The sequence below is a fragment of the Spirosoma jeollabukense genome, from assembly GCF_054777855.1.
On the sequence record NZ_BAAHAD010000004.1, the window covers coordinates 264,840 to 291,402 of the forward strand.

General features: G+C 48.7%; 24 protein-coding genes. 22 read left to right on the forward strand and 2 right to left on the reverse strand.

Features of this window, described 5'->3' with window-relative positions; translation table 11 throughout:
* Positions 1–138: 138 nt before the first annotated feature.
* The 4 genes from ACYVEA_RS17970 to ACYVEA_RS17985 all read left to right on the forward strand — a co-directional run bounded on the left by ACYVEA_RS17970 (position 139) and on the right by ACYVEA_RS17985 (position 5,955).
* A complete protein-coding gene (locus ACYVEA_RS17970) occupies positions 139–1,593 on the forward strand; it encodes a RagB/SusD family nutrient uptake outer membrane protein (protein WP_461114811.1) in 1,455 nt (484 codons plus the stop codon).
* A gap of 102 nt (positions 1,594–1,695) precedes the next feature.
* On the forward strand, positions 1,696–4,245 hold the full coding sequence (locus ACYVEA_RS17975) for a hypothetical protein (protein ID WP_461114812.1): 2,550 nt from the start codon (positions 1,696–1,698) through the stop codon (positions 4,243–4,245).
* Positions 4,246–4,269: 24 nt separating this feature from the next.
* A complete protein-coding gene (locus ACYVEA_RS17980; RefSeq protein WP_461114813.1) occupies positions 4,270–5,214 on the forward strand; it encodes a prolyl oligopeptidase family serine peptidase in 945 nt (314 codons plus the stop codon).
* Between the two features lie 33 nt (positions 5,215–5,247).
* Positions 5,248–5,955, forward strand: coding sequence for an SGNH/GDSL hydrolase family protein (locus tag ACYVEA_RS17985; protein ID WP_461114814.1), 708 nt, complete (start codon positions 5,248–5,250; stop codon positions 5,953–5,955).
* Here ACYVEA_RS17985 and ACYVEA_RS17990 read toward each other — a convergent pair.
* Entirely contained in the window at positions 5,945–6,745 is an 801-nt protein-coding gene (locus ACYVEA_RS17990) for a GntR family transcriptional regulator (RefSeq protein ID WP_461114815.1), read from the reverse strand. The genes ACYVEA_RS17985 and ACYVEA_RS17990 overlap by 11 nt on opposite strands.
* A gap of 176 nt (positions 6,746–6,921) precedes the next feature.
* Positions 6,922–7,917, reverse strand: a complete 996-nt coding sequence (locus ACYVEA_RS17995; protein WP_461114816.1) for a bestrophin family protein — start codon at positions 7,915–7,917, stop codon at positions 6,922–6,924.
* A gap of 183 nt (positions 7,918–8,100) precedes the next feature.
* On the opposite strand from ACYVEA_RS17995, the gene ACYVEA_RS18000 reads away from it, so the two are divergent.
* The 18 genes from ACYVEA_RS18000 to ACYVEA_RS18085 all read left to right on the forward strand — a co-directional run bounded on the left by ACYVEA_RS18000 (position 8,101) and on the right by ACYVEA_RS18085 (position 26,491).
* Positions 8,101–8,931 carry an alpha/beta hydrolase gene (locus tag ACYVEA_RS18000; protein ID WP_461114817.1) on the forward strand — a complete coding sequence of 277 codons (831 nt, stop codon included), beginning with the start codon at positions 8,101–8,103 and terminating at the stop codon, positions 8,929–8,931.
* A 28-nt stretch (positions 8,932–8,959) separates the two neighbouring features.
* Positions 8,960–10,384 carry a GDSL-type esterase/lipase family protein gene (locus ACYVEA_RS18005; protein ID WP_461114818.1) on the forward strand — a complete coding sequence of 475 codons (1,425 nt, stop codon included), beginning with the start codon at positions 8,960–8,962 and terminating at the stop codon, positions 10,382–10,384.
* Between the two features lie 77 nt (positions 10,385–10,461).
* Positions 10,462–12,945: a glycoside hydrolase family 95 protein gene (locus ACYVEA_RS18010; protein ID WP_461114819.1), complete on the forward strand. Its 2,484-nt coding sequence runs from the start codon at positions 10,462–10,464 to the stop codon at positions 12,943–12,945.
* 176 nt (positions 12,946–13,121) lie between these two features.
* The gene (locus ACYVEA_RS18015; protein WP_461114820.1) at positions 13,122–13,982 is read left to right on the forward strand and encodes a DUF2306 domain-containing protein; all 861 of its coding nucleotides are present in this window, start codon (positions 13,122–13,124) and stop codon (positions 13,980–13,982) included.
* 92 nt (positions 13,983–14,074) lie between these two features.
* Complete coding sequence (locus tag ACYVEA_RS18020) at positions 14,075–15,055, forward strand: type I phosphomannose isomerase catalytic subunit (protein ID WP_461114821.1); 981 nt, start codon at positions 14,075–14,077, stop codon at positions 15,053–15,055.
* 106 nt (positions 15,056–15,161) lie between these two features.
* Complete coding sequence (locus ACYVEA_RS18025; protein ID WP_461114822.1) at positions 15,162–15,650, forward strand: hypothetical protein; 489 nt, start codon at positions 15,162–15,164, stop codon at positions 15,648–15,650.
* Between the two features lies 1 nt (position 15,651).
* Complete coding sequence (locus ACYVEA_RS18030) at positions 15,652–15,885, forward strand: helix-turn-helix domain-containing protein (RefSeq protein ID WP_461114823.1); 234 nt, start codon at positions 15,652–15,654, stop codon at positions 15,883–15,885.
* A 526-nt stretch (positions 15,886–16,411) separates the two neighbouring features.
* Positions 16,412–17,437, forward strand: coding sequence for a prolipoprotein diacylglyceryl transferase (gene lgt, locus ACYVEA_RS18035; RefSeq protein ID WP_461114824.1), 1,026 nt, complete (start codon positions 16,412–16,414; stop codon positions 17,435–17,437).
* Positions 17,438–18,057: 620 nt separating this feature from the next.
* Positions 18,058–18,843 carry an L-fucose dehydrogenase gene (locus ACYVEA_RS18040; protein ID WP_461114825.1) on the forward strand — a complete coding sequence of 262 codons (786 nt, stop codon included), beginning with the start codon at positions 18,058–18,060 and terminating at the stop codon, positions 18,841–18,843.
* 150 nt (positions 18,844–18,993) lie between these two features.
* Entirely contained in the window at positions 18,994–20,388 is a 1,395-nt protein-coding gene (gene fucP / locus ACYVEA_RS18045; protein ID WP_461114826.1) for an L-fucose:H+ symporter permease, read from the forward strand.
* Positions 20,389–20,390: 2 nt separating this feature from the next.
* Positions 20,391–20,717 (forward strand): L-rhamnose mutarotase, encoded by a 327-nt coding sequence (locus ACYVEA_RS18050; RefSeq protein ID WP_461114827.1) that lies wholly within the window; start codon positions 20,391–20,393, stop codon positions 20,715–20,717.
* Between the two features lie 57 nt (positions 20,718–20,774).
* A complete protein-coding gene (locus ACYVEA_RS18055) occupies positions 20,775–21,515 on the forward strand; it encodes a (Fe-S)-binding protein (RefSeq protein WP_461114828.1) in 741 nt (246 codons plus the stop codon).
* A 5-nt stretch (positions 21,516–21,520) separates the two neighbouring features.
* The gene (locus ACYVEA_RS18060) at positions 21,521–22,117 is read left to right on the forward strand and encodes a zeta toxin family protein (RefSeq protein ID WP_461114829.1); all 597 of its coding nucleotides are present in this window, start codon (positions 21,521–21,523) and stop codon (positions 22,115–22,117) included.
* Positions 22,083–22,247 carry a hypothetical protein gene (locus tag ACYVEA_RS18065; protein ID WP_461114830.1) on the forward strand — a complete coding sequence of 55 codons (165 nt, stop codon included), beginning with the start codon at positions 22,083–22,085 and terminating at the stop codon, positions 22,245–22,247. The genes ACYVEA_RS18060 and ACYVEA_RS18065 overlap by 35 nt, the downstream gene beginning before the upstream one ends.
* Before the next feature lie 18 nt (positions 22,248–22,265).
* Positions 22,266–23,630, forward strand: a complete 1,365-nt coding sequence (locus ACYVEA_RS18070; RefSeq protein ID WP_461114831.1) for a lactate utilization protein B — start codon at positions 22,266–22,268, stop codon at positions 23,628–23,630.
* Positions 23,631–23,822: 192 nt separating this feature from the next.
* A complete protein-coding gene (locus tag ACYVEA_RS18075) occupies positions 23,823–24,293 on the forward strand; it encodes a hypothetical protein (RefSeq protein ID WP_461114832.1) in 471 nt (156 codons plus the stop codon).
* A complete protein-coding gene (locus ACYVEA_RS18080; RefSeq protein WP_461114833.1) occupies positions 24,290–24,490 on the forward strand; it encodes a helix-turn-helix transcriptional regulator in 201 nt (66 codons plus the stop codon). The genes ACYVEA_RS18075 and ACYVEA_RS18080 overlap by 4 nt, the downstream gene beginning before the upstream one ends.
* Positions 24,491–24,562: 72 nt before the next feature.
* Entirely contained in the window at positions 24,563–26,491 is a 1,929-nt protein-coding gene (locus ACYVEA_RS18085) for a CocE/NonD family hydrolase (RefSeq protein ID WP_461114834.1), read from the forward strand.
* Positions 26,492–26,563 lie beyond the last annotated feature (72 nt).

Here is a 26,563-nt window from a genome sequence, read left to right on the forward strand (position 1 = left end):
CCCCTCCCCTGAAAACCAGGGGAGGAGAGCAGTCCTGCCCGTTTTTAGCCCCTCCGCTAGTTTTTAGGGGAAGGGTTGGGGTGGGGTAGCTTGCCATAAATTTTAATCAACTTATTGATTAACAACCCTTTTGCTGCCATGAAAAAGCGAATACTGGCCATATTGTTCTTAACGGCCACCTTATACTCCTGCAAGGATTTCCTGAATCTGAAGCCGGACTATCAAATTAGTGATCAGGGTTTCTATCAGAATCAAAATGATTTTGAGACGGCGCTGGTTGGCGTGTACAGCACATTTCGGGGCTTGTACAGCAGTAGCAATATTCTCTACCTGAGTGAGTTGACAACTGACAATACGGAGATTCAGTGGTCGTCGCCATCGGCGGATGAGATGCAGATGGACCAGAACGGCGTGACGGCGACAAACGCGTTCGTCCGGGGCGTCTGGAATTCCTGTCTGTACACGATCTCGCAGAGCACTAATATTCTGAACCGGATTGACGCGGTTAACTTCGATCAGACGACCAAGAATCGGATTAAAGGCGAAGCGCAGTTTCTGCGGGCGTTCAGTTATTTCTACATGGTGCGTCTGTTCGGAAACGTACCGATTACGAACGAAACGTTCAGCAGCCCGGCCCAGGTCGCAGCCGCCGATTTAACACTGAAGCCTAAAGAAGATGTTTACAAACTGATTCTGTCCGATTTGACCAGCGCCGAAACGCTGTTGCCCGCTACGTTGGTGGCTGACAAAACGAGGGCTTCGCAGATGACGGTGAAAGCATTGCTGGGTAAGGTTTATTTGACTCAGCAGAGCTACGATCTGGCAGCAACGAAACTGAAGGAAGTAATCGACTCCAAACAATATTCGTTGGTTGCCGACTACAAAACGCTGTTCACCAACGGCAATACCAATCTGGCAGAGACCATCCTGGAAGTCGACTATCTATCCGGCCAGGCGGCTGGTAATGGCCAAACGTTGGGAAATAATTACTCGACGCTGTTCACACCCGCCATCACGAGTATGGCAATCTTTCCCGGAAATTCGCAGGGAGCGGGACGTATCGTGCCGACGCTGGATCTGACCAAAGCCTACGAAACCGGCGATGCGCGTAAAGCTGTATCGGTGAACGATTCGGTGCTGTTGATTGGTGGCAAGAAATCATATAGCCGCTACGGACTGAAATTCGTTGATTTTAAAGCCGTTGACCCCGGCGATGGGAGTATTTCATTTACGATTCTTCGGTATGCCGATGTACTGCTGATGTATGCGGAAGTGCTGAACGAGCAGGGTAAAGCTGCGGATGCGTTGCCTTACATCAATCAGGTACGTCAACGGGCCAAATTGCCCGCTTTAACGGGTCTTTCACAGGCCGATCTACGGCTGGCTCTCGAACGCGAACGACGCGTGGAATTTCTGTATGAAGGCCACCGCTGGTTCGATCTGGTTCGAACCGGACGAGCGCAGGCGGTCTTAAACGCTCACTACGCCAGTCAGAAACTCAACTTCTCATTACAGGATTTTGAGCTATTATTCCCGATCCCGCAAGCCGAAATTGACCTGAATCCAAAACTGAAGCAGAATACAGGGTATTAACATTTTCTGTCATGCTGACACAGGAAGCATCTTAAAGCTGCCTACCGAAGATGCTTCCTGCGTCAGCATGACAAAATAAAGTACCTCCTAACTTTTTAACCTATGCGGACCCAACTTATAGCGCTGCTTTGCGTAGTCAGTCTGACCATTTTTGGCTTCACGTATTCGGAACTGTCAATTTCTGATACGCCGAATCTGGACAACTCGACGTTACGGGGCAAGTCGTTTAACAACATCACGCTGGAAGCGTCGCTCAAGCCGTTCAAGAAAAACGACAAGGCATATATTCAGCAGGTAGCGACGGAGCTGTTCACGCAATGGTCGTCTTTGCTACGTCATACCGACACGGTTTCGGTGATGCTCTGGACGTCGGACGGGTCGGAAATTCTGGACTACAAAGGCAAACTGGATCAGCCACTGGAGTGGGCGCGCTACATTGGTAATCCCAATACGGAGCATAAAGTCGGTTCTGGTCCCAAAGAACTGTCTCTTCATGAGCGAGCGTATCTGTACATGGACAACCCGCCCGCGTTTACGTACGGCGATTTGAAATTCATCATTCAGACGCTGAAAGAAACGGGCCGACGTATCACGGGTAAACTCGTTATGATTGGCGCTACGTTCGATCCGGGACCGGAGTTTGCGAAGTCGGAGTTTAAGTACAAAAAGCACCCGGAAATTCTCGGCGGCAACGCAATGGGCCATAAGACCATGGTTAGCTGCTATTCGACGCTGAACGCCGACACGGACGCCTATGCCGGATTTCCGAAAGGTATTCCGGCCAACACGCCATTTGGTACGTTCCTGGGGCGTCAGAGTCAGCACTTTCTGACTGATTTAGGCTACGATTTCATCTGGCTTAGTAACGGCTTTGGCTTTGGCGTTGAAGGCTGGTCATCGACCGGCGCTATATTTAACGGCAAGGCATTTGCGCCCGAAAAGCTGGCCAATACCAAAGCGCTGATTGCTGGTTTCTGGAATCTGTTTCGCAAGGAATGTCCTGACTTTCAGATCCAGACACGTGGTACAAACTTATCGACCGGGGCCGATCTGGCGCGTGATGGTGTCGATTTGAAGCAGATTTATAACGGCAAATACAACATGCTGCCCCCGCCCAATTCGCCCTGGGCGGCTCTGGACGGCGATTTTGGCTTAGAAATGGTAGGCTATATGTCACGCATGGCCGAGTTACCCGATGAACGCTATCTGTTTCGTTATTACACGCATGATCCCTGGTGGGTCAATAGTCCGTGGCTGGATCGATACGGGCAGGAACCGCACGATATTTACTTGCCGATGTCGGTGGCACGTATCAACGCGAAGGGCGAGATTCGATTGCCGACGCACCTGAATTTTCTGACGGCCGATAATTCCTACGGCGAGATGCCCGCGCAGGTTCCAGATGAGGTGACACCCCATATTCTGAAAGCCCGATACGATGCGCCGACGGCACCGGGGCCGCTGGTTTGGGTGTATCCGTTCGATGAGTACCATAGCTGGGCCTACAAACAACCCGAACGGCTACCCGAAATTTATTACGGTGACTGGCTTATCCGTCAGGCAATTAACAACGGTTTTCCGTTGAATACTATTACGTCGACGGGCTCACTTCAGAAAATCTTGGCGGCTAAACCGGCTTTTTTCAGTGAGTCGACGTTGGTTTCCATTGTGCCGGAAGCAGGGTCGTCGCTTGAAAAAACGCTGATCGATTTTGTGCAGAATGGCGGTAAATTGCTCATTTACGGCCCCGCCGATCACGCTGGTGCCGCTTTCCTGAATTTGCTGAATCTTCAGAATACGACGGCGCTTGACGGCGAGTTTCAGGTAAATTCAAGTATCACGCTGGACGAACTGACGAAAAAACAACCCACTAAAATTGTCCATAGCGCGCTGTTTTCGGGTGGTGGCATCGCTACGTTGGTGAAGAACAAAGCCGACGCTGGTACTAAAGTACTGGCAAAAATGAGTCAGGCTAACAACGAACGCGACGTAGTGTGGGTGCGGGAAAAGCCAGAATGGAAAGGTGGTAAAGTCGCCTACGTGCGTGGTACCAATTCGAGCAAGTTTACTGGCGGTAAGCTCCTGACGCCAGACGACCCTGAACAACTTTTTACGGGGCCGCTGCTGATGCGCTACGTACTGAATCAGTTTGGGCTGGACTACCGAATCGACAAGCGGAATCCGTCGGTGAAGAATCCGGTATTGACCATTTCCAGAGGCAGCAACGGCTTTTTCTTCTCGGGTTATTGTCCCAACACAACCATTACGCATCGGTTCAAGTTGCCGCAGGGCGCTCCCATCCTGACAGGCTATGAAACCGAATTAGCGGATGGACATTCGGTTTACAACATGCCGAAAGCCTGGCATCGGGAGAGTCGGATTTTTGTCGATCAGGCCGATGGCATCGTGTCTTGTCAGGAAATGACGTCGGGCGTAAAACACATGAATCGGTGCCTGCGTCTGACGGGATTGAAGAACGCGACGGTTCGCATTTATCCTGATGATGCCATTACCGAGGCAGATTTGCATGTCTACTCAAACACGAGTTACCCCTGGAAAAAAGGCCAGACCGCGTTCAAGCCCGGCGATAAAAAATTCGGCAAGCACTACGTCGTGGAAAACTTGACGGGTGATCTGGTGGCGTTCTGGTGAGAGAAATGACAACTATACCGTTCAATGAAAAAATCAGTTTTAATCAGTTTACTGATAGTAGCCGGGTGGTGTCAATGCGCTAACGGACAGGTGCTTGTTGGCGCAGATGCAGTTATTAATGACGAATTAGCTCGTGTTCGGGATGTCATATACAGCCATAAGTTCGGTACAGCGTTGACTATGGATGTGCTGAAACCGGCCAAGCCTAATGGTATTGGCGTCGTTTTCGTGCTGAGTGGAGGCTGGCATTCCGACATCAATATGATTGAGAAGCGACGCAGGCATTTTCATTATTTCACTGATCGTGGCCAGACCGTATTCCTGGTCATCCATAGTTCGGTTCCCAAATTTCAGGTTCACGAAGTCATTCAGGATGTTCATCGGGCGGTGCGCTTTATCCGGTTTCATGCGGCCAAATATGGTGTTGATCCCAATCGGCTAGGTATCTCAGGCATGAGTTCCGGCGGTCATCTTTCGTTGTCAATTGGTACCGGAGTTGGCCGCAAACCAGTACCCGATACGATTCAGCAGGCTGTTCCGGTTGATTCGGTTGATCTGGTTTCCAGTCGGGTACAAGCGGTAGCCTGCTTCTTCCCACCGGCCGATCTGGTCAATTTTGGAAACGCAGGCCGTTTATTTGTTGACTGTGATACGGTACGGCGTTACTGGCCGCAATTTGGTGTAGACGGTAAATCCAGAGCGGAGAAATTGACGATTATGCAATCATTATCGCCTTACCATGCGATTTCCAAGGATGATCCACCAACGCTGCTCCTCCATGGAACGAAGGACCCTATCGTGCCGCTTGAGCAGTCGAAGCGATTTGTCGAGCGGTTAAAGGCTGTTGGCGTACCCGCTCAACTGATTGTACACCAGGGCGGTGGGCACGGATGGGAAGAAACCTGGGAATCGGATTTAAATGTGTTGGCCGACTGGTTTGAGAAATACCTTCCAGTGGCAAGAAAATGAAATCTGGACAGGCTTTTAGTGCAGCTAACGATAATGAATAAAATAGGTCTTTTCTTCGCTCTATTGCTGAGTCTATCCTTTAGGACGAAAGCTCAACAAGCCGATTCTGCTACGTATCTGGCCGCTGTGAAAACGGAATTGAATACGGTCTGGCCGAAAAACCGGACGATCAACCTGGTGTTTCATGGGCACTCGGTTCCGGCTGGTTTCTGGCATGATCACGAAGTACATACACTAGAGTCGTACCCCAATCTGGTGCTGGCCAAGCTGAAAGCGCAGTATCCGTATGCGGTTATCAATGTCATTGTTACGGCCATTGGTGGTGAGAATGCCATAAAAGGCCAAACCCGGTTTGAGCAGGACGTATTGATTCATAAACCCGATGTGCTGTTCATTGATTACGCGCTCAACGACCGGTTCTCCGAGATCGACAAGGTAAAAGAAGCCTGGGCGAAAATGATCCAGTCGGCCCTTGCCAAAAACGTAAACGTAATCCTGCTGACCCCTTCGCCCGATCAGCGGCTGGATATGCTGGACCCTAAAAATCCATTGGAACCGCATGTACAGCAGATTCATCAACTGGCTGACAAGTACCACGTTGGCTTGGCTGATCCGTATTCGCAATTCAAGCAGATTGCTAAAAAGGGCGAGTTGAAAAACTACATGTCGCACGTTAACCATCCCAATAAGGAAGGTCACGAGGTTATTGCCAACGAATTGATGAAATGGCTTACAAAGTGATGGGATTAGCCGGGCGATAATCGTATTCCGGGTTGGCGATAACGGCGAATTTGTATTTGTCGCCGTGGTAATACGACTGCTCAATTTCCACGACTTTGTCGCCGGTACAGATGACGGCACTATCCAGCACAAAGACTGGCGTTGGTTTAGTCAGTTCAAAATTGGTCGTATTGGGTTGCAGGATTTGCACGCCCAGTGTCTGCTGAACCTCGTAAATTTTTAAATGATAGTTAGTTTCGTAAACCTTAAAATATGAAACCTCCGTCGGGATTTTATTGATCTTGGGGCAGAGCGTCAAGGAAATATATTTGACTTCATCCTTGATCAGCAGCTCATCAGCGTAGCGAAGCTGGTGCAGTTTCAGGACCGGGCCGTCGATGATAAAATGTCGCCCGTTGATTTCCGATGAGATGCCGTCCGGCAAAATCGTCTTCTCCAGAACAATGTTTTTCGGCGTAAATCCTTCGGCAATCAGGCTATCGTGAAAACCACGTCGGGTGGCGTAGATCGAGCCGAGGGTACGTAGCAGATGGTGATCTTCCGTGCGATTTAGTACGTAGGTACCTTTCCCTTTTATGCGCCTGGCCCAGCCTTTAGACTCGATTTCGAGCAGTGTCTTCCGGGCCGTCGTATTACTTATTTTGAAGGTCTTAATGAGTTCATTCTCAGACGGAATCTGGTCGCCAGGCTGTAGTTCTCCGGTTTTTATTTTTTCAATAATGCTTTCGCTAAGCGCGATAAATTTCGCCTTTGCTGTTGCCGGTTGAGTCGTTGCGCCTTTCTTTTCCATCCAACTGATTAATAGACTAAAATGCTTCGTGTATATCTGTGAAATTACAACCAGAAACGACGTCAGCAAGTAGTCTGGTAAGGGGTGTAAATATACGAGTTCCTGCCCGATTGTGAAGAGCAGGAACTCGCGTAGGAACTGGAAAGGTAAGCGAGGAGGGAATCGGAATTTACCAATCAGTTAACCTTTATATAATCGACTTCTGGTTTGGCGAGCGCCACCGGTGAAAGTTCTTCGCCGACAATTTCGTGCATGTTGCGCTGGATCGTACGGGCAATCTGATTGAGGGGTAAATCATTGCAATCCAGACCAAAAGGCTCCTCGATCTCGTCACCGATCATCTCGACACCCAGTAGCGCGTAACCAGCCAGCAGCGTCGCTACAATCGTGAAATAATGATACGTATCGACAAGAACGAGCGGCAGTAATATTAGGTAAAGTGTAATAAACAGCTTGATGAAGAAGCTATACGAGAAAGGAATTGGTGTCTTTTTAATACGCTCGCAGGCCCCCGTCACATCAAGCAACGCCTGATGATACAAGCGGATGGTAATCAGGTCTGCATCGGTAACGAGACGGTCTTTGCTCAATAGCTGCAACCGGCGCATGAGCAGCGCGGCAATTCGGCTGGGAACGTGTCCATATTTAGGCAGGGATTCGAACTGATCATCGCCGGGGTCTTCGAGTTCGGTGAAATCGACTCCCGTTCGCAGATGCCCTTTAAGCGCCAGCGCAAAATTAGACAACGAACGGGCGAAAAAAAGTCGGTTTACATGGTCATCATCAGGCAGGATGCCATCCATGATAACGGCGAAATTGCGGCTGTAGTTAACCAGCGACCCCCACTGTTTTCGGCCTTCCCAGAACCGGTCATAGGCCGAATTTGTCCTGAAAACCAGAAGTAAACTCAGCAGGATACCCATTAGGGAGAAGAACGTACTATCAATCGGGACATCGACGTCGACAATATGCTGGTTGATAATAGTCACCAGGACGCCGTAGCCACCTATGTAGAGAACTCGTCGAAGGAGCACTTCGATAACGTAGCTGGTTTGAAAATGTTTAAGGGCTCCAAACCAATCTTTTGCGTTGTAAATAACCACTGTTTTTGAGAGAAAAGAGGAATAAATGTACTGGATAGCTATCTGATGGCGGCCTGTAAGTAGATGCATTCCGTACGTAAGGCATCCGTATTTGCGCGCTACAGCAGATAAGCTAAAGTACGCAATTGGGTCCAGATTTGGATTCCTTGGTTGTGTTTCTTTTACAACCCCGTAAATTTTCGAACCTGATAATGGGTAGAAAATCCAGGTATAGGTGCCTTGTTTTGCGTGTAATGTTATATAATAGAGTCCATGAATACGCTTCGCTCGTTGCTTGTTTGTTGCATTTTTCTTCTGGTTAACCTGTCTGTACAGGCAGCTAAAATTGATACGGTCGATACATATAGTTCGGCTATGAAAAAGACCATTAAAGCGGTTGTGGTAACGCCAGATGCCTATTCGCAGGGGAAAGAGCTGCCCGTGCTGTATTTACTTCACGGCTACAGTGGCAGTTACAGCGATTGGGCCAAAAAAGATCCTGCTCTTAGCGCGGTTGCCGATACGTATCAACTGATTATTGTCTGCCCGGATGGTGGTTTTGGGAGCTGGTATTACGATAGCCCGGCTGATCCGTCGTTTCGCTACGAGACCTATGTGGCCGATGAGTTAGTGACGTGGGTAGATGGTCATTATAAAACCATCAAAGATCGAACGGGTCGCGCCATTACGGGTTTGAGCATGGGCGGGCATGGGGCGTTGTATTTGGCGCTCAGGCACCAGACCGTTTTTGGGGCCGCCGGTAGCATGAGCGGAGGGGTTGATATTCGCCCGTTTCCCAACAACTGGGATATGGCGAAACGGCTGGGCACTTACGCCCAGTTTCCGGAGCGATGGGAGCAGAATACGGTCATTAATCTACTCCATTTGCTGACACCGGGAGCCCTGGCGCTCATCGTTGATTGTGGTACCGAGGATTTCTTTTTTCGCGTCAATAACAACCTGCACGGCAAGCTGTTGGAACGGAATATCGCCCATGATTACATCACCCGACCCGGCGGTCATAACTGGAATTACTGGACTAATTCTCTGAATTATCAAGTGCTGTTCATGCGGCAATATTTTGATAAACAGACGAGTAAATAGCCGTTTCTCTTAGCGCCATTAACAGCCCATGAAAAAGCACTACGTCTGTCTACTGCTGGTTTTAAGTTTTCTGATTTCGCCAATTGTCTACGCGCAAAAGAAGGTGCGCATTGCCTGTGTGGGCAACAGCATTACGTATGGAAGTAGGCTGGCGCAGCGGGAAAAGGATTCATACCCTGCCCAGTTACAAACGATGTTGGGCTCGGGTTACGACGTGCTGAACTTCGGGGTAAGTGGGAAAACAGTACTCCAGCATACGGTCAACTCATACATGGCGACGACCGCGTATCAGGATGCGCTGAAAAGCAGTCCCGATCTGGTGTTCATAAAGCTGGGTACCAATGATAGCCGCTTACCGTACCGACTGCAAATCGATACGTTCGCGACGGACTACAAAATCCTGATTCATTCGTTCCGGGACTTGCCTACTCACCCACGTATTGTGTTGCTGCTGCCTGTTGCCTCATTCCTGACCGATACGACTAAGCAGACTGAAAAAGCCATTTCACAATTGATACTACCTCGAATTCGGCAGGTGGCCTTTGAGGAGAAATATGAATTGATCGACCTGCATTCCCTGTTTTTAAACCATCCCGACTATTTTCCTGATCAGTTGCACCCCAATGAAGCGGGCGCTACGATCATTGCCAAACGATTGCAGGAGGTCGTCGTCAGCCCGGAAGAAAAGAATTATGACTTCTTTTCGAAAGTCAGGGAACCAGTCACGATTTCCTCTTTTTATGGCTACGACTGCGCCGATTTTTCACTGGCGGGTCGGGCCTGCAAAGTTGTAAAACCCCGCCGAGCGGCTAAGGGATTGCCGTGGATATGGCGGGCCAGGTTTTGGGGCCACGAACCCCAAACCGACATTGCCTTGCTGGATCGGGGCTTTCATGTAGTGTATTGCGATGTGGCTGAACTGTTTGGAAATGCTCAGGCTATTGCCGCCTGGAACGACTTCTATACTTTTGCCCGAAAAGCAGGATTAGCAAAAAAGGTGGCCCTGGAAGGATTGAGCAGGGGCGGAGTTTACATCTACAACTGGGCGCTGGCGAATCCCAAAAAAGTGGCTTGCGTATATGCCGATGCGCCTGTACTGGATCTGAAAAGCTGGCCGGGTGGCAAAGGACAAGCTAAAGGCAGTCCGGCGGATTGGGAAATCTTCAAAAAGGACTATGGCTTCCAGTCCGATCAGGAAGCCATGGCATTCAACCGCAATCCCATTGACCGGGTTGCCGAGATTGTGAAAGGCGGTTATCCGCTCCTGCACGTAGTGGGCGACGCTGATGATGCCGTTCCGATCAGCGAAAACACGACACCGTTCGAGCAAAAAGTAAAGGAGCTGGGTGGGCAAATTCAGGTTATCCATAAACCCGGCATTGGACACCATCCCCACAGTCTGCCCGACCCAACACCCATCGTTGAGTTTATTCTTAAGGCAACGTATCGGTAGCCATTTTATCGCCGGGTTAAAACCCAGCGCAGAGCAATATGATAAATGCGCTGGGTTTTTAACCCGGCGAATAAATTATGAAAACTACACTACAAACAGGCTTGATTCTGGTCGCCATTACGCTGTTCTCCCAGCTCCCGGCATCGGCGCAAACGAATTCGAAACTCTGGTATAAGCAGCCCGCTAGTCAATGGGTAGAAGCGTTGCCGGTGGGAAACGGTAAAATTGGCGCTATGATTTTTGGTGGAACGAGCGACGAACTTATCCAGCTCAATGAGTCTACGTTGTGGTCGGGCGGGCCGGTGAAAACCAACGTAAACCCGGAAGCGGCCAGTTACCTGCCGCAGATTCGGGAGGCCTTGCTGAAAGAGGGCGATTACGCCAAAGCCAATGAACTCGCCAAAAAAATGCAGGGATTTTATACTGAATCGTACCTGCCAATGGGTTATCTAATGATCAGGCAAAACCTGAATGGTGCCACGCCATCGGCCTATTACCGTGACCTTAATTTAACGAATGCTGTTGCTACTACACGCTTCACGGTGAATGGTATAGACTACAAACGGGAGGCTTTTACGTCGGCACCGGACAACGTATTGATCATCCGGCTAACCGCCAGCAAAAAAGGAAGTCTGACGTTCGATGCATCGGCAAAATCGCAGCTACGGTACATGCTTGTTGCCAATGGGACCAACGAATTGATCGTCAACGGGAAGGCTCCGGCGCGGCTCGATCCTTCCTACTACAACCCCAAAGGTCGCAACCCCATTGTTTATGACGACAGTACAGGATGCCGGGGCATGCGGTTTCAGTACCGGATCAAAGCCGTTGCTAAAGACGGTACTGTTCGTACGGACACGTCGGGGGTGCACGTAAAAAATGCCAGTGAAGTGATTCTCTACGTCGCGGCTGCTACCAGTTTCAATGGGTTTGATAAGTGCCCGGATAAATATGGGAAAGACGAGAAAGCACTTGCGGCATCGTACATGAATAACGCTGTTAAAAAGCCATTCGCTACGTTACTGGCGGCTCATCTGGCTGACTATCAGGTCTATTTTAACCGATTGGCTTTCGTTGTGAAGGATACGAGCGCCAATAATCCAAACGCTGTGTTGCCATCGGATGAGCGCTTGCAAGCGTATTCGAAAAATAGTTACGATCCCGGTCTTGAAACCCTCTATTTTCAATTTGGCCGCTATCTACTGATTTCGTCGTCGCGGCCGGGCGGTCCACCGGCCAATTTGCAGGGCATCTGGAATAAGGAACTGCGGGCGCCCTGGAGTTCAAACTACACGATCAACATCAACACGGAGATGAATTACTGGCCTTCAGAAGTGACTAATCTCTCCGAAATGCACCAGCCGTTGCTTACCTGGATAAAAGATTTGTCGACAACGGGAAAAGCAACGGCTCGTGAATTCTATAACGCCAAAGGGTGGGTTGCTCATCACAACTCCGACATCTGGGGACTCAGCAATGCCGTTGGCGATCGGGGCGCGGGCGATCCTGTCTGGGCCAACTGGTACATGGGCGGCAACTGGCTCTGTCAGCATCTTTGGGAGCATTACCGGTTTACGGGCGACAAAAAATACCTGGCTGAGTATGCCTACCCAATCATGAAAGACGCTGCGGCTTTTACGCAGGATTGGCTGGTGGAAGATGCTGATGGCCATCTGGTTACTGCCCCATCGACTACGCCCGAAAACAAATTTAAAGACAGCAATGGTAAGGAACAGGGCGTATCCGTCGGGACAACGATGGACATGGCGGTTATCTGGGATTTATTCACCAACCTGATCGACGCGTCGACTGCGCTGGGCGTTGACAAACCGTACCGCGAGATGCTACTTGCGAAACGTAGTAAACTCGCTCCACTACGTATCGGCAAGCAGGGGCAACTCTTGGAATGGTCCAAAGAGTTTGAAGAAACAGACCCGCACCATCGCCATATTTCGCACCTGTTCGGCTTGCATCCGGGTCGTCAGATTTCGTCGGACACACCCGAGTTTTTTAAAGCTGCCCGAAAAACGCTGGAATTACGGGGCGATGAAGGAACCGGTTGGAGCAAAGGCTGGAAAATAAACTGGTGGGCCAGATTGCTCGACGGAAACCACGCCTATTCGTTGATTCGGCAATTGATGCGTTACACGGGTAACAAGGGTGAAAGTATGCAGGGTGGCGGTACATATCCCAACTTTTTCGATGCCCACCCGCCGTTTCAGATCGACGGTAATTTTGCCGGGACAGCTGGTATGGCCGAAATGCTGTTGCAAAGCCATCTGAATGAGATCAGTCTGTTGCCTGCGTTGCCAGATGCCTGGAAAGAGGGTAGTATCAAGGGCTTACGGGCGCGCGGTGGTTTTGAAATCGCGATGACCTGGAAAGAGCATAAACTCGCTAGCTCAACGATCAAATCACTGCTGGGTGGTACGTGTAAAATTAGTAGTAGCAAGCGGCTGACTGTCAAAGGAGTACCACTAAAACCGGTGCAAATCGGCTCCAACTACGTACTGACGTTTCCAACTCAGAAAGGAAACGTGTATCAAGTAGCCGCTCAATAAAAGACCAACTTCGAAAGGTATAAAACCAGACGGTTAGGTTGTTGGCAAAATGGCAAATCGTTATTTTTGATCGAGTGTTATGCCTGCAAAAGCATCCCGCGTTAGGAGATGCATTTGTCAGGGAGGGAACGTAGTTTTCTGGAGCCCGTAGCGTACCGATTTAAAAGATAAAAGCAATGACAGACGGTCTACCTGATATTCTTTCCCAACCGCCGGGCCATCAACCACTGACCAAATTTAGTGTAAACGCACTACGTTGGTCGGGCGTTTTGCTGGTGACTACCGTTTGGGTTAGCGCGGCCCTATTTGGTCTGTACATCCTGGCCTTCTATGCATCAGCACTTTATGCAGGCAACATGGACCGCTGGAATCAGGTACTGCCCCGTCTGTATGAGCAGGGCACCACTACGGCAACCAGTGGAATCGGTCTGCACTTCGCGGCTGGCGGTATTATCCTGATTCTGGGAAGTATTCAGTTACTTGATTCGGTCAGAACTCGCTACCCTGCTGCGCATCGCTGGATTGGCCGTATCTACATAACAGCCTGCTTGGTTGCCGCCGTTGGTGGGCTGGCCTTTATTGCCGTCAAAGGAACCATTGGCGGCCTCGTGATGAACATCGGATTTGGTCTCTATGGCGTATTGATGTTCATCGCGGCCATTCAAACGTATCGACAGGCGGTAGCAGGGAATCTGAACCGGCATCGAATCTGGGCGCTACGGTTGTATGCCCTGGCAATCGGTTCCTGGTTATACCGAATCGAATATGGTTTCTGGATAATGCTCACTGACGGACTGGGTCATGGGAAATCGTTCAGTGGACCATTTGACCGACTAATGGCCTTCTTCTTTTACATCCCCAACCTCCTGGTAGTCGAAGCGTATACCAGAGCAGATTCATACAAATCGTCGCCTGTACTCAGGCTTTTTTCCGCCCTGATGCTGCTTGTTGCTACTGGGTTTCTGATGCTAGGAACTTATTATTTCACCCTTTATTATTGGGGGCCAGCCATCATAAAATGGCTGTCGCTGACTTAACAGGTTATACTGTCGGCATCCAACCAGCCCAACAAATACGTTACTTTGGCGGTTAATTATTTGAAAAACTACCGATTTACAATCCATTCATTATGCTGTATCCGCTTACATTCGAAACGATTTTCAAAGATAAAATCTGGGGTGGCCAGAAAATAAAAACTATTCTGGAGAAAGACTTTTCACCCTTACCTAACTGTGGCGAAACCTGGGAAGTTTCTGATGTGGAAGGTAACGTATCAGTTGTGAAGGAGGGAAGTTTGCAGGGAAAATCGCTGCACGAATTAGTTGAACAGTATAAGGGCAAGCTGGTAGGGCAGCATGTATATGAAAAATACGGTAACCGGTTTCCCTTGCTGGTTAAGTTCATCGACGCCAACGACGATCTGTCGATTCAGGTTCACCCGGATGATGAACTGGCTAAAAAGCGCCAAAGCGGCTTCGGCAAGACCGAAATGTGGTATATCATGCAGGCCGACGAGGGTGCGAAGCTCAATTCGGGTTTCAACCGGGAAGTGACCAAAGAGGAATACGTTAAGGCTGTCGCCGATAACACCATTCAGGATATTCTGAACATTGAATCAGCCTCACCCGGAGATGTGTTTTTTCTGCCTGCCGGACGTGTTCATTACATCGGAAAGGGACTTTTGCTGGCCGAAATTCAGCAAACCTCCGACACTACGTATCGGATTTACGACTTCGATCGGGTAGACGCGACAACCGGCCAGAAACGCGAACTGCACACCGATCTTGCCGTCGATGCCATCAATTATCATCATTACGATCAGTACAAAACCCAGTACGACAGGAAACTGAACGAAAGTGTCAACGCCGTAACGAGCGACTATTTTGTGACCAACGTACTGACGGCCAATCAGGAAATCGAGCATGATTATACCCACATCGACTCGTTCGTCATCCTGATTTGCGTGGCTGGTGCACTGACCATCGAAGCGGAAGGCGGCTATAGCGTATCGCTTAAAATGGGACAATGTACCCTTATTCCGGCCTCAATCGATACCGTTACGTTCGTTCCAGATGGCGATATGACGCTGCTGGAAACGTATGTGCCGTAGCCAGTCGATATTGATATAGCGTTATATTTTTAATGTTTTGCGTTAAAAACATAACGTTGTATATAAAAAATTATTAGTTTTGGGCTCATCCTAAACCAAACTAATAATGAAACTAATAAATGCTGTCTTTTGGATAATTGCGGTATTGACTGGCCTGCAATGTCTGTTCTTTATTTATAGAGGGATAGGGGTCATAAATCAGTATGATGGAATCCTCCGCTGGATGTGGGTGTTTAAAATAGCTACGTATACTGGTATTCTGGGGATGGGTTATATGATCTTTCGGGTCAAGAAAACGCTCCTTCAGAAAGGATACTTTGAGCAAGCCAATATCAAACAACTTCAAGGTTTTGGCTTGCTAAGCCTGGTTGTGGCTATCAGTAATTCACTGGCTAACGCCGGTATGTCCACCTGGCATTATTACCATAAACCAGTTAGCTTTCAGGAAGCGCGTAGCAAATTCGCTTTTTACTTCGCTGAACACGTTTTTGATCATTCGCTGATTGTTTACGTATTGGTTCTTTCTATTTTGTTACTGACATATTTTACCCGGCAGGCCATTGCGGTAAAACACGAGAACGAAGCGTTTATATAAGGTGGATATTGTAGTGAACTTAGATGTAATGATGGCTCGACGCAAAATGTCGCTCAACGAGCTATCCCGGCAGGTAGGAATTAGTAACGTAAACCTGTCGATACTCAAGACCGGGAAAGCAAAAGGGATTCGGTTTGATACGTTAGCGGCTATCTGTCGTGTACTGCAATGCCAGCCTGGGGACATTCTGGAATATGTTGAAACATCGATAGCCGAAGAACCACTTGTCGTCTAGTAATGGCCAACAGGATTCAGACCGGACCGATATTTCTACTCGAATGATTTCGGTAAATCGTTGAGCACTTTAATTCAACATTACCGTTTGATTATAGAATAAAACAGTAAGCGTCATGAAGTGGATATACCTCATTATCATTACTTCCCTCTGCTCAACTTTGGGCTGGTCTCAGGGGATGGCTCTAAAGACGATAAAGGGTAAAGTCGCCTTTGAGAAAGACAGTACCGACTGGATAGCCACTATCATTGAGAAAGATACGGTTAGTGTCCTGTTCAAAATGATGTTTGATAAACTTCTTAACCAGCAGTTACCGCCTAATGGATATTATCAAATAAGTTACAGAGCCGATATAATCCGGTTTAACAGGGTCAACAAATCGGAGAGCTATTCTTTTTACACCGATCAGATGCCAACTAGTGCCGTGAGAAGCGGAGAAAGAAGATGGCCCATCATTGGCTTAGCAAAAATGAATCCAGCGTGTATCCTACCTAGAAAGTGAGCTTAGGTTTATATATTGCCACTTATGCAACAGGAAACTATGCTTCAATATATAATCTGGAATGTTGATCCTGAAATCGCTCGGATTAGCTCTTGGCCCATAAGATGGTACGGCTTGCTGTTCGCTACTGGATTCCTGATTGGTGTTCAGATTATGAGCTACATTTTTAGAACGGAGAAGAAGCCCCTTGCTGATACGGATTCGTTACTGATAGCCATGGTTATCTCGACGATTTTAGGAGCCCGACTAGGGCACTTTTTATTTTATGAACCCTATATGTTCATTCAAGACCCGTTGTACATCATAACACCCCCTTTTGGTGGATTGGCTAGTCACGGGGGGATACTAGGCATCATTATTGGCCTTTGGCTTTACTCACGTCGTCCGTCAAGGCAAATCAGTGGTCAAACATTTTTATGGGTTAGTGATCGAATTTGCATTGTGGGGGCTTTAGCGGGAGCCTTTATTCGATTTGGTAATCTAATGAACTCCGAAATAGTTGGTAAGCCAACCGATGTACCCTGGGCTTTCATCTTCCTGAGAGATCACGAGTTTAGTCAAGTACCTCGCCATCCTACTCAACTCTATGAATCGTTATCTTACCTGATTTTATTCATAGGGCTATTCTGGTACTGGAAGAACTACCGCAGTCAAGCGGCATCGGGGACCATGTTAGGCATCTCCTTAGTTTGGGTGTTTGGCCTACGGTTCGTCTGGGAATTCTTCAAAGAAAATCAAGTTAGTTTTGAAGATAGTATGAGCCTTAACATGGGTCAACTTTTGAGTATACCCGCCATTTTACTGGGGTTGATTTTACTTCTAAGAAATTTTATCAGACCAGCTTCTCTCATCCCTGTTGCCTTGGTGGTTCAGGCATCGAGCCTTTGTTATCAATGCGATTACCAGCCAGCTCTACCGGTCTCCACGAAAGTCCGTTCTAAGCACTGTGAAGCTTTAATTTCGGATAGGCGTTCTCTCGAAACAATACGTTTTCAAAGCCGTGTAGTGAAACCAAAAAAGCTGCTTTCTAAAGTAAGTTCATTTACATAAAAATAGGGGCTCTTGCAAACGTTGGTGATTTGTCGACTCTTCATCTTAAAGCCGCAGCTTCTGTAGGAAAAAAGGGCCAGACGGAGCAAATCTATACAGCCTAAAGCTGACAGTATAGTTTGAGACAGCTCCCTATCATTTAGGCGAAGAATAATGAACAGTAAAAGAATGCAACGGTTTAGTCCCTTGCCAGTGTCCATAGGAAAGAACTTAGTAGGATAAACCCACTTCTGCCGTGCCCCTGTTTCATCAGCGATTGTTACTTGTTCTTTCCTGCGGCCTTACCACTATTTCTTGTCGCAAAGAACCAGGCCCAACACCTGGTCAAACTCAGCTGGCTTTTGCTACAGACACCTTAATTATATAACTCGAAAAGAGAAAGCGCCAATAAAGACATTTTACGTCGTCGCTTGCTTTAACGTTTCAGATTCCTTGCTATTCGGTTTGAAAGACTTAGCCTACAAAAAGTTATGTAGTATAGGGAGCAATATTGCTGTCTGACTCACAGGTCGATCACGCATTTACCAGTGAAATAAAACGAGACGGAAGGAGAAAAGACAGCGGGTTGTCTTTCTCTTTTCGTCTTTGATGTTTTTCTTGCCGTAGTAAATAGACGACGTATGAATCTGAATCTGACTGATAAAGTAATTCTTGTAACAGGGGGCGCTAAAGGAATTGGTGAGGGTATCTCGACAGTATTGGCGGCCGAAGGGGCTATTCCGGTGATTATCGGACGTAGTGAAAAAGACAACCAGCTTGTTGTTGACGCCATTAAGGCCAGCGGTGGCAAAGCGCATCAGTTTGTCGCCGAATTAACGCAACCTGATGATTGTCAGCGAGCTGTTGAGCAAACTGTTGCTGAGTTCGGCCGTATCGATGGGCTGGTTAATAACGCAGGAGTAAATGATGGGGTAGGGCTGGAACATGGTTCCTACGAAGGGTTTGTGGCCTCTTTACACAAGAATCTCATTCATTACTATCTGATGGCGCACCACGCGCTGCCGTACCTGAAAACGTCGAAAGGGGCGATTGTGAATATTGGCTCAAAAGTGGCCGAAACGGGGCAGGGAAATACCTCAGCCTATGCGGCAGCCAATGGCGGACGTAACGCCCTGACCCGCGAGTGGGCCGTTGAGCTATTGCCCTACGGTATTCGTGTAAACTGCGTCGTCGTAGCCGAAAGCTGGACACCACTCTACGCCAACTGGATTAAAACGCTGCCCAATCCAGAAGAAAAACTGAAACAGATCGTCTCGAAAATTCCGCTCGAACACCGCATGACAACCCCCGAAGAATTGGCCAACGCGGTCGCCTTTCTGCTGTCTGACAAATCGAGTCATACAACCGGCCAACTTGTTCATGTGGACGGTGGCTACACGCACCTCGATCGTTCCATTACGGATTAGTTCTAGTCAGTGAGCCCGTCTTTGTCCTGCTGACGATAGGAAGCATCTTCGGTAACTAGGTGTTTTCTAGCGCTCCGGCGGTTTCGCGAAGCGACTTCCTATCGTCAGCAGGACAAAAACATAACCAACCTCCCTTAATCAAAAACTTCAATGGCTCTCGGCCCCGCTCCCAGTAATGTTAAACTTAAATCCGGGCAATCAACCGGCAATTATGGTCTTGCGTTTACGCTCGTTACCAGTTTGTTTTTTCTGTGGGGACTGGCCAATAGTCTGAATGGATCGCTCATCAAGCAGTTTCAGATTGCGCTCGATCTGAACCGATTTCAGGCGGGTATCGTCGACTTTGCGTTCTACCTCGGTTATTTTTTCATGGCGCTGCCTGCTGGGTACGTCATGCGGAAGTTCGGCTATAAGCGCGGAATTCTGCTCGGATTGCTGCTGTACGGCGGTGGCGCATTCCTGTTTTATCCAGCTGCTGAAGTACGCGTCTATGGCTTTTTCCTGCTGGCGTTGTTCACCATGGCCTGTGGGATTGCCTGCCTGGAAACGGCCGCTAATCTCTACGTAACGGTTTTGGGCGACCCGAAAAAGGCGGAATGGCGGCTGAATTTTTCGCAGTCTTTCAATGGAATCAGCGCCATTCTGGGGCCGGTTATTGGGGCCTTGTTCATTTTTTCTAAGAACGAATATACCGCCGATATGTTGACGGCCATGGCCCCCGCACAGGCGCAGGCTGTGCGGGTACAGGAAGCTCTTTCTGTGCAGGGCCCCTATCTGGTTATTGGCTCGATTATCGCCGTCATTACGATCTTGTTTGCTGTTACAAAAATGCCCGAAGTGGGCGCTGAAGAGGAACAGGCTGCTGGCAAGATTTCTATCACAAGTCTTTTCCGGCATCGCCACCTGACGCTTGGTATTATTGCCCAGTTTGCCAACGTGGGCGCACAGGCTACGCTGTGGGGCTACTTTGTTGATCTTAAACTCGATTTCTCACGCGAAGGACATTGGGCGTTGGCCGAGGGCTACATGAACATTATCAACTCACTGACGGGCTCGCCAACGGATATGTCGCTGACGCAGATTGCGGGCTTCCATGCCTCGTTCGCGCTGGTGTTATTTATGCTTGGTCGCTTCGTCGGTACATCGTTGATGACGCGCGTTCGACCCAATATTGTGCTGAGTATCTACGCCGTCGGGGCCGTAGCAATGGTTGTTATTGCCATGCTGGTGGGTGGCCTGACGGCCGTCATCGCGCTTAGTTTTACGTATTTCTTCCAGTCAATTCAGTTTCCAACCATTTTCGCGCTGGCGACAAAGGGCTTGGGTGCCGAATCGAAAATAGCGTCTTCGCTGGTAATTATGAGCATTGTGGGCGGGGCATTGATGCCGTTGGTTGCCGGAGCCTTGTTTGCCAAAGGGCCGGTATATGCGCTGCTGGTGCCGCTGATTTGTTTTGCCTTTATCGTGTTCTACGCCATGCAGGGCTATCGCATTACAACTGACGATCTACATAGTACCAACATGCCTCCTGAAATCGCCCCTTAACTATGCGCTATTGCCTTGCTCTTGATCTCAAAGACGACCCGGCTCTAATTGCCGAATATGAACGCTATCATGAACGTATCTGGCCGGACATTGAAACCAGTATTCGGGATGCAGGAATTACGGAAATGGAAATTTATCGCATTGGGAATCGGTTGTTCATGATAATGGAAACTGACGATACGTTTTCGTTCGACGCCAAAGCGGCATCCGATGCAGCCAATCCAGTTGTTCAGACGTGGGAAACTATGCTCTGGACGTATCAACAGGCACTACCAATGGCGAAACCCGGCGAAAAGTGGCTATTGATGGATAAGATTTTTCAGTTGTAAAAGAGTGAGAAAAGTTAACGTACTTGTTCATTCTTTCGCTCTTGCACGCTTTCGCCCATGAACGTTGCCCTGTTTATTCCCTGCTACGTTGACCAGTTTTACCCGCAGGTGGGTATTGCCACCATGCGACTGCTCGAAAAAGCGGGCGTTCAGGTGAGCTTCCCGATGCAGCAAACCTGTTGTGGACAACCGATGGCCAATGCGGGTTGCGAGGCCGATTCCATTCCCGTGTACCACAACTACGTGCGGGCCTTTGCCGACTACGACTACATCGTGGCTCCTTCAGGGAGTTGTGTGTATCACGTCCGCAAGCATTTTAACATCATTGAGCAGACTCCCGCCGTTAAGCACGTCCGCGAACGTACCTACGAGCTTATTCAATTTCTGACCGACGTATTGGGTGTGACAAACTTCGATGCTGAGTTTCCCTACCGCGTGGGTTTGCATCAGAGTTGCCACGGGCAGCGCGGTTTGCGCCTGTCGTCCGATTCTGAATTATCGCCCAACCGCGACGGAAAAGTGAGCTATTTGCTAAAGCAGGTTCGTGGATTGGAATTAATTGAGCTTGATCGCTACGATGAATGCTGCGGTTTTGGTGGCGCTTTCTGTGTATCAGAAGCCGCTGTCTCGGCCCGGATGGGGCAAGATCGTGTGCAGGATCATGTCAGGAACGGAGCGCAGGTCATTGTCGGGAGCGATGTATCGTGCCTGATGCATCTCGAAGGGGTCGTCCGTCGGGAAAAGCTGCCGGTGCGCGTTTTGCACGTAGCGGAAATTCTGACCGGAGCTGTATCGTAGTCGTTATGACAAATTTATACATCATAGCCGGACCAAATGGAGCTGGCAAAACGACCGCAGCTTACACGCTGTTGCCAGAGGTTTTAAACGTATGGGAGTTTGTCAATGCCGATGAGATCGCTCGTGGTTTGTCGCCTTTTAACGTGGAATCGGTCGCGTTCGAAGCAGGGCGCATTATGTTACAACGTATTGATTTTTTGCTTAGTAAAGGTGTTGATTTCGCTCTGGAAACTACATTGTCTACTCGTTCTTATGTAGTAATGATTAAGCGGGCTCAGCAAGCTGGCTATATAGTGAGCTTATATTATTTCTGGATACCATCAGCGGACGTATCGAAAGAACGAGTAGCCAAGCGCGTAGCTCGGGGCGGTCATAATATTCCACCTGATGTAATTGAGCGTCGGTACGGACGTAGCATAAAAAATTTAATTGATCTTTACATGCCAACTTGTGATTACTTTACTGTGTTTAACAACGGCGGAGTACTTACAGAACTGGTGGCATCTGGTGGAATGTATCTTAAAGCCGAGGTGTTAAATAATGAGATTTGGACAACCATCTTAAGCCATGAGAACAGTCGTAGCAAACTCGATTCCGAGTAATGAGGAAGTATTAGCAGGTGTTCGTCGGGCCGTACAAAAAGTCATTGAACAAGCCAAGCGTGACGATGATGACGTGGTTGTTGCTGACAAAAACGGCAAACCTGTCCACGTTAAAGCTCGCGACCTTTAGCCTTACTACTCACGGATTATGACTCACGCACAGGCTGCCGACCGCTTTACGGCCAATTTTGACCGAACAACCTGGCATGATCAGGCCCTTTGGTTCGTGCGTCAGAAACGCGACCGAATGGTGTATGCCGTTCCCGAATGGGAGCAACTTCGTGAACTGGCTTCCCAGATCAAAAACCATGCGCTGAGCAATCTGGATACGTATCTGGAAGAGTTTGAACGTAATGCCCAGGCGAATGGCGTAAAAGTCCACTGGGCAGCTAATGCGCAGGAACACAACGAAATTGTATTATCCATTCTGCGTGAGAACAACGCCCGTCACCTGGTCAAGAGCAAATCCATGTTGACGGAAGAGTGTCATTTGAATCCGTTTTTGATTAAAAATGGCGTTGAGGTGATCGATACTGATCTGGGTGAGCGCATTATTCAACTAATTGATGAGCCGCCAAGTCACATTGTGATGCCCGCCATCCACCTCAAAAAAGAAGACGTTGGCGATATTTTCAATAAGTATCTTGGTACGCCCGCAGGTGCCAGCGATCCCCAATTCTTGACCGAAACGGCTCGCCAGCACCTGCGTAGTCACTTTGTTGCGGCCGATGCGGCTCTGTCGGGTGTGAACTTTGCCATTGCCGAAACGGGCGGTTTTGTCGTCTGTACCAACGAAGGCAATGCCGATCTGGGTGTTACGTTGGCACCCGTGCATATTGCCTGCATGGGCATCGAGAAAATCATTCCCAAACTCGAACACCTCGGTGTCTTTACGCGCTTGCTGGCTCGCTCAGCGACCGGGCAATATTCAACAGCCTACACCAGCCATTTTCATAAACCCAAGCCCGGTCAGCAGTTGCACATTGTGATTGTTGACAATGGACGCATCGAGCAGCTTGGTCGGCCCGATTTTCGGGCGTCGCTGAAATGCATTCGGTGCGGGGCTTGCATGAACACCTGCCCGGTGTATCGACGTAGTGGAGGACACAGTTACGATTATACCGTCCCCGGCCCGATTGGCTCAATTCTGTCGCCTAACGTAGACCTTAAAAAACACAGTACGCTGCCCTTTGCCAGTACGTTGTGTGGTTCCTGTTCAGATGTGTGCCCGGTGAAGATTGACATTCACGTACAACTTTACAAATGGCGACAGATTATTGGTGAGCAAAAAGCGATGCCCGCAGCCAAGCGGCTTGGTATGAAAGGACTGGCGAAAGTACTTGCCCGCCCGAAACTTTATGCCCGTTTGGGCCGTGCCGCCCGCCGGGTATTAGCCTCAATGCCTTACTCGCTCTCCCACAACGGTACGCTAAATCCCTGGGCCATCGCCCGCGAACTGCCCGAACCACCAAAGCAGAGTTTCCGGGAGTGGTATGCTAAAAACGCCAAATAGATTTATAACGTAGCTGTAGCCTGGACTGGAAGTCCAAGCTACACATTATACAAAAAACGCCTGCTTTAAGCAGGCGTTTTTTGCGTTTATCAGCCTAGTTATTTGACAAATACGTAAAAAATGTAAACTTTGCTTTGCATATTGGAAAATAAACTTTACGTTTGTTCGGTGTCAAGCAAACTTTACATACCCATGAAAACTAAATGGCTTTTCCCGCATAAGTACCGGCTTATTGGCTGGTTCATTTTTGTCCCTGCAACTATTCTTGGACTGGCTGATATGTATGATGACTTCAACGGTAGTTGGCTCGTAGCCAATAGTTTAAATGACCCACTGACTATAACATTCGGTCAGTCAGTAAGTCATATTGTGAACATCCAAAACCTCACAGATGAAATTGCGGCTATTGGTGTTATAATTGGCTTATTACTGATTGCTTTCTCACGTGAGAAAGTTGAAGATGAAATGATTAGTCAACTACGTCTTGAAGCGCTCCAATGGAGTATTTATGCTAACTATATTATTCTTTTAATTGCCATTGTGATTATATATGACACGGCATTTTTTAATGTCATGATCTACAATATGTTCACCGTGTTGATCATCTTTTTGCTTCGTTTTCGATTTTCAGTCTATCGGCTTAGCCAGTCAGCTGCCTTATGAAAAACCGGCTGAAAGTAGAGCGAGCCGAACACAATCTGTCGCAGGCTGATCTGGCCGATCGCATAGGGGTAAGTCGGCAGACGATTAACTCCATTGAAACAGGGCGCTACGTTCCCTCAACCGTCCTGGCCCTAAAATTGGCTGGTGTACTGGGGCGTACCGTAGAGCAATTATTTCAACTGGAGGAGAATGACTGACATTATAGCTCCCGGCTGGTTGAATGCTGATCAAAACTGTATATTTGGTTATCATTCATCAATGCCTTTTCCATGAAGCTCTGTTTACTGGCTCTGTTATCTATTTGCATTACGTCGGCGCAGGCCCAACTCACATCATCGGGTAATTTTGTTAAAGAAAATTACCAGAAGTTCGAGTATAAAATCCCGATGCGTGACGGCACGAAGCTGCATACGGCGGTGTACGTACCTAAAGATGCGTCGGCAACAAACAAATATCCATTCCTGATGCAACGGACGTGTTATAGCGTTGCGCCTTATGGTGCCGATGCCTATCCAGCTTCAGTTGGCCCATCGGGAACGCTCATGCGGGATAAGTTTATCTTCGTGTATCAGGATGTTCGTGGTCGCTGGATGTCGGAAGGGACGTGGACGAATATGACACCAACCGTCACCGATCAACAATCAACGCCCGTAGCGTCAAATGGAAAAAAGAAAGGAACAGCACCGGTTAGCAACACACTTGTCGACGAGAGTTCTGATACATATGATACCATTGAGTGGTTGCTGAAAAACGTGGCCAACAACAACGGCCGGGTTGGGCAGTGGGGGATCAGTTATCCCGGATTCTACACGGCGGCTTCGCTACCGAATGCGCACCCAGCCCTCAAAGCAGCTTCGCCCCAGGCCCCAGTGTCGGACTTTTTCTTTGACGATTTTCACCATAACGGCGCGTTCATTCAGGCGTATTTGTTTACGTTTCCGGTATTTGGTATTCAGCACCCGAAACCGACCACTGAAGCCTGGTATAACAATGAGCTCATCAAAACCGGGACCAGCGACGGCTTTCAGTTTCAGTATGACCTTGGTCCGCTAAAAAATGTGGACAAATACTACAAAGACAATTTCTACTGGCAGGAAACGGTCAATCACCCGAATTATGACGAGTTCTGGCAGAAACGTAGTATTATTCCACATTTAAAAAACACACGCCCGGCGGTAATGACCGTTGGTGGCTGGTTCGACGCGGAAGACCTTTACGGCCCGCTGAACATCTACAAAACCATTGAAAAAAACAGCCCCGGCACCTATAATACGCTCGTTATGGGGCCGTTTGGCCACGGTCGCTGGTCGCGGGAAACGGGGCATACCCTGCATAGTAATGTGTATTTTGGCGACAGTATCGCTACGTTCTACCAACGGAATATAGAAGCCAAATTCTTTACCCATTTTCTGAAAGGCGCGGGCGATGGCAAAACGGGCTTGCCCGAAGCTTATTTGTTCAATACGGGCCGGAACGAGTGGAAAACCTTCGATAAATGGCCTGCCGCCAACGCTCAACCCATGCAGTTTTATTTAGCCAGCGATGGGAAACTGGCTCAGCAGGCGGGGACAAACGATCCTACGCTTCGGTTTTCCGAGTTCGTCAGCGACCCAATGAAACCAGTGCCTTACACGGAGGATATTACGACCTTGCAAGGCTTCACGCCCTTTAATTATATGTCGGAAGATCAGCGGTTTGCGAGTCGTCGGCCCGATGTACTTACGTTCCAGACCGACGTGCTGACGGAAGATATGACGTTGGGTGGTGAAATTATGGCCAAGCTAAAAGTCAGCACCACGGGTACCGATGCTGATTGGGTCGTGAAGCTGATCGATGTGTATCCACCCGACGAACCGAATCATGCGTACATGCCGAACAAAAACATTACGTTGGGAAATTACCAGCAAATGGTACGTTCGGAAGCGATGCGGGGGCGGTTCCGTAATTCATTTGAGAAACCAGAGCCGTTTAAAGCGGGCGAAGTAACCGATGTGAATTTTCGGTTGCAGGACGTATTGCATACCTTCAGGAAAGGCCACCGGATCATGATTCAGGTGCAGAGCACCTGGTTTCCTCTTATCGACCGCAACCCACAGAAATATGTGGATAACATCTTCAAAGCTGACGCGGCTGATTTCCAGAAAGCAACTCACCGCGTTTATGATAACTCAGTAATCGAAGTTCAGGTCCTGAAATAAAACTAGTTGGTTAATCAACGGGTTGATCAAGAGTGAATCAGCATAACGCTATAACTTTATAATTCTACCAAA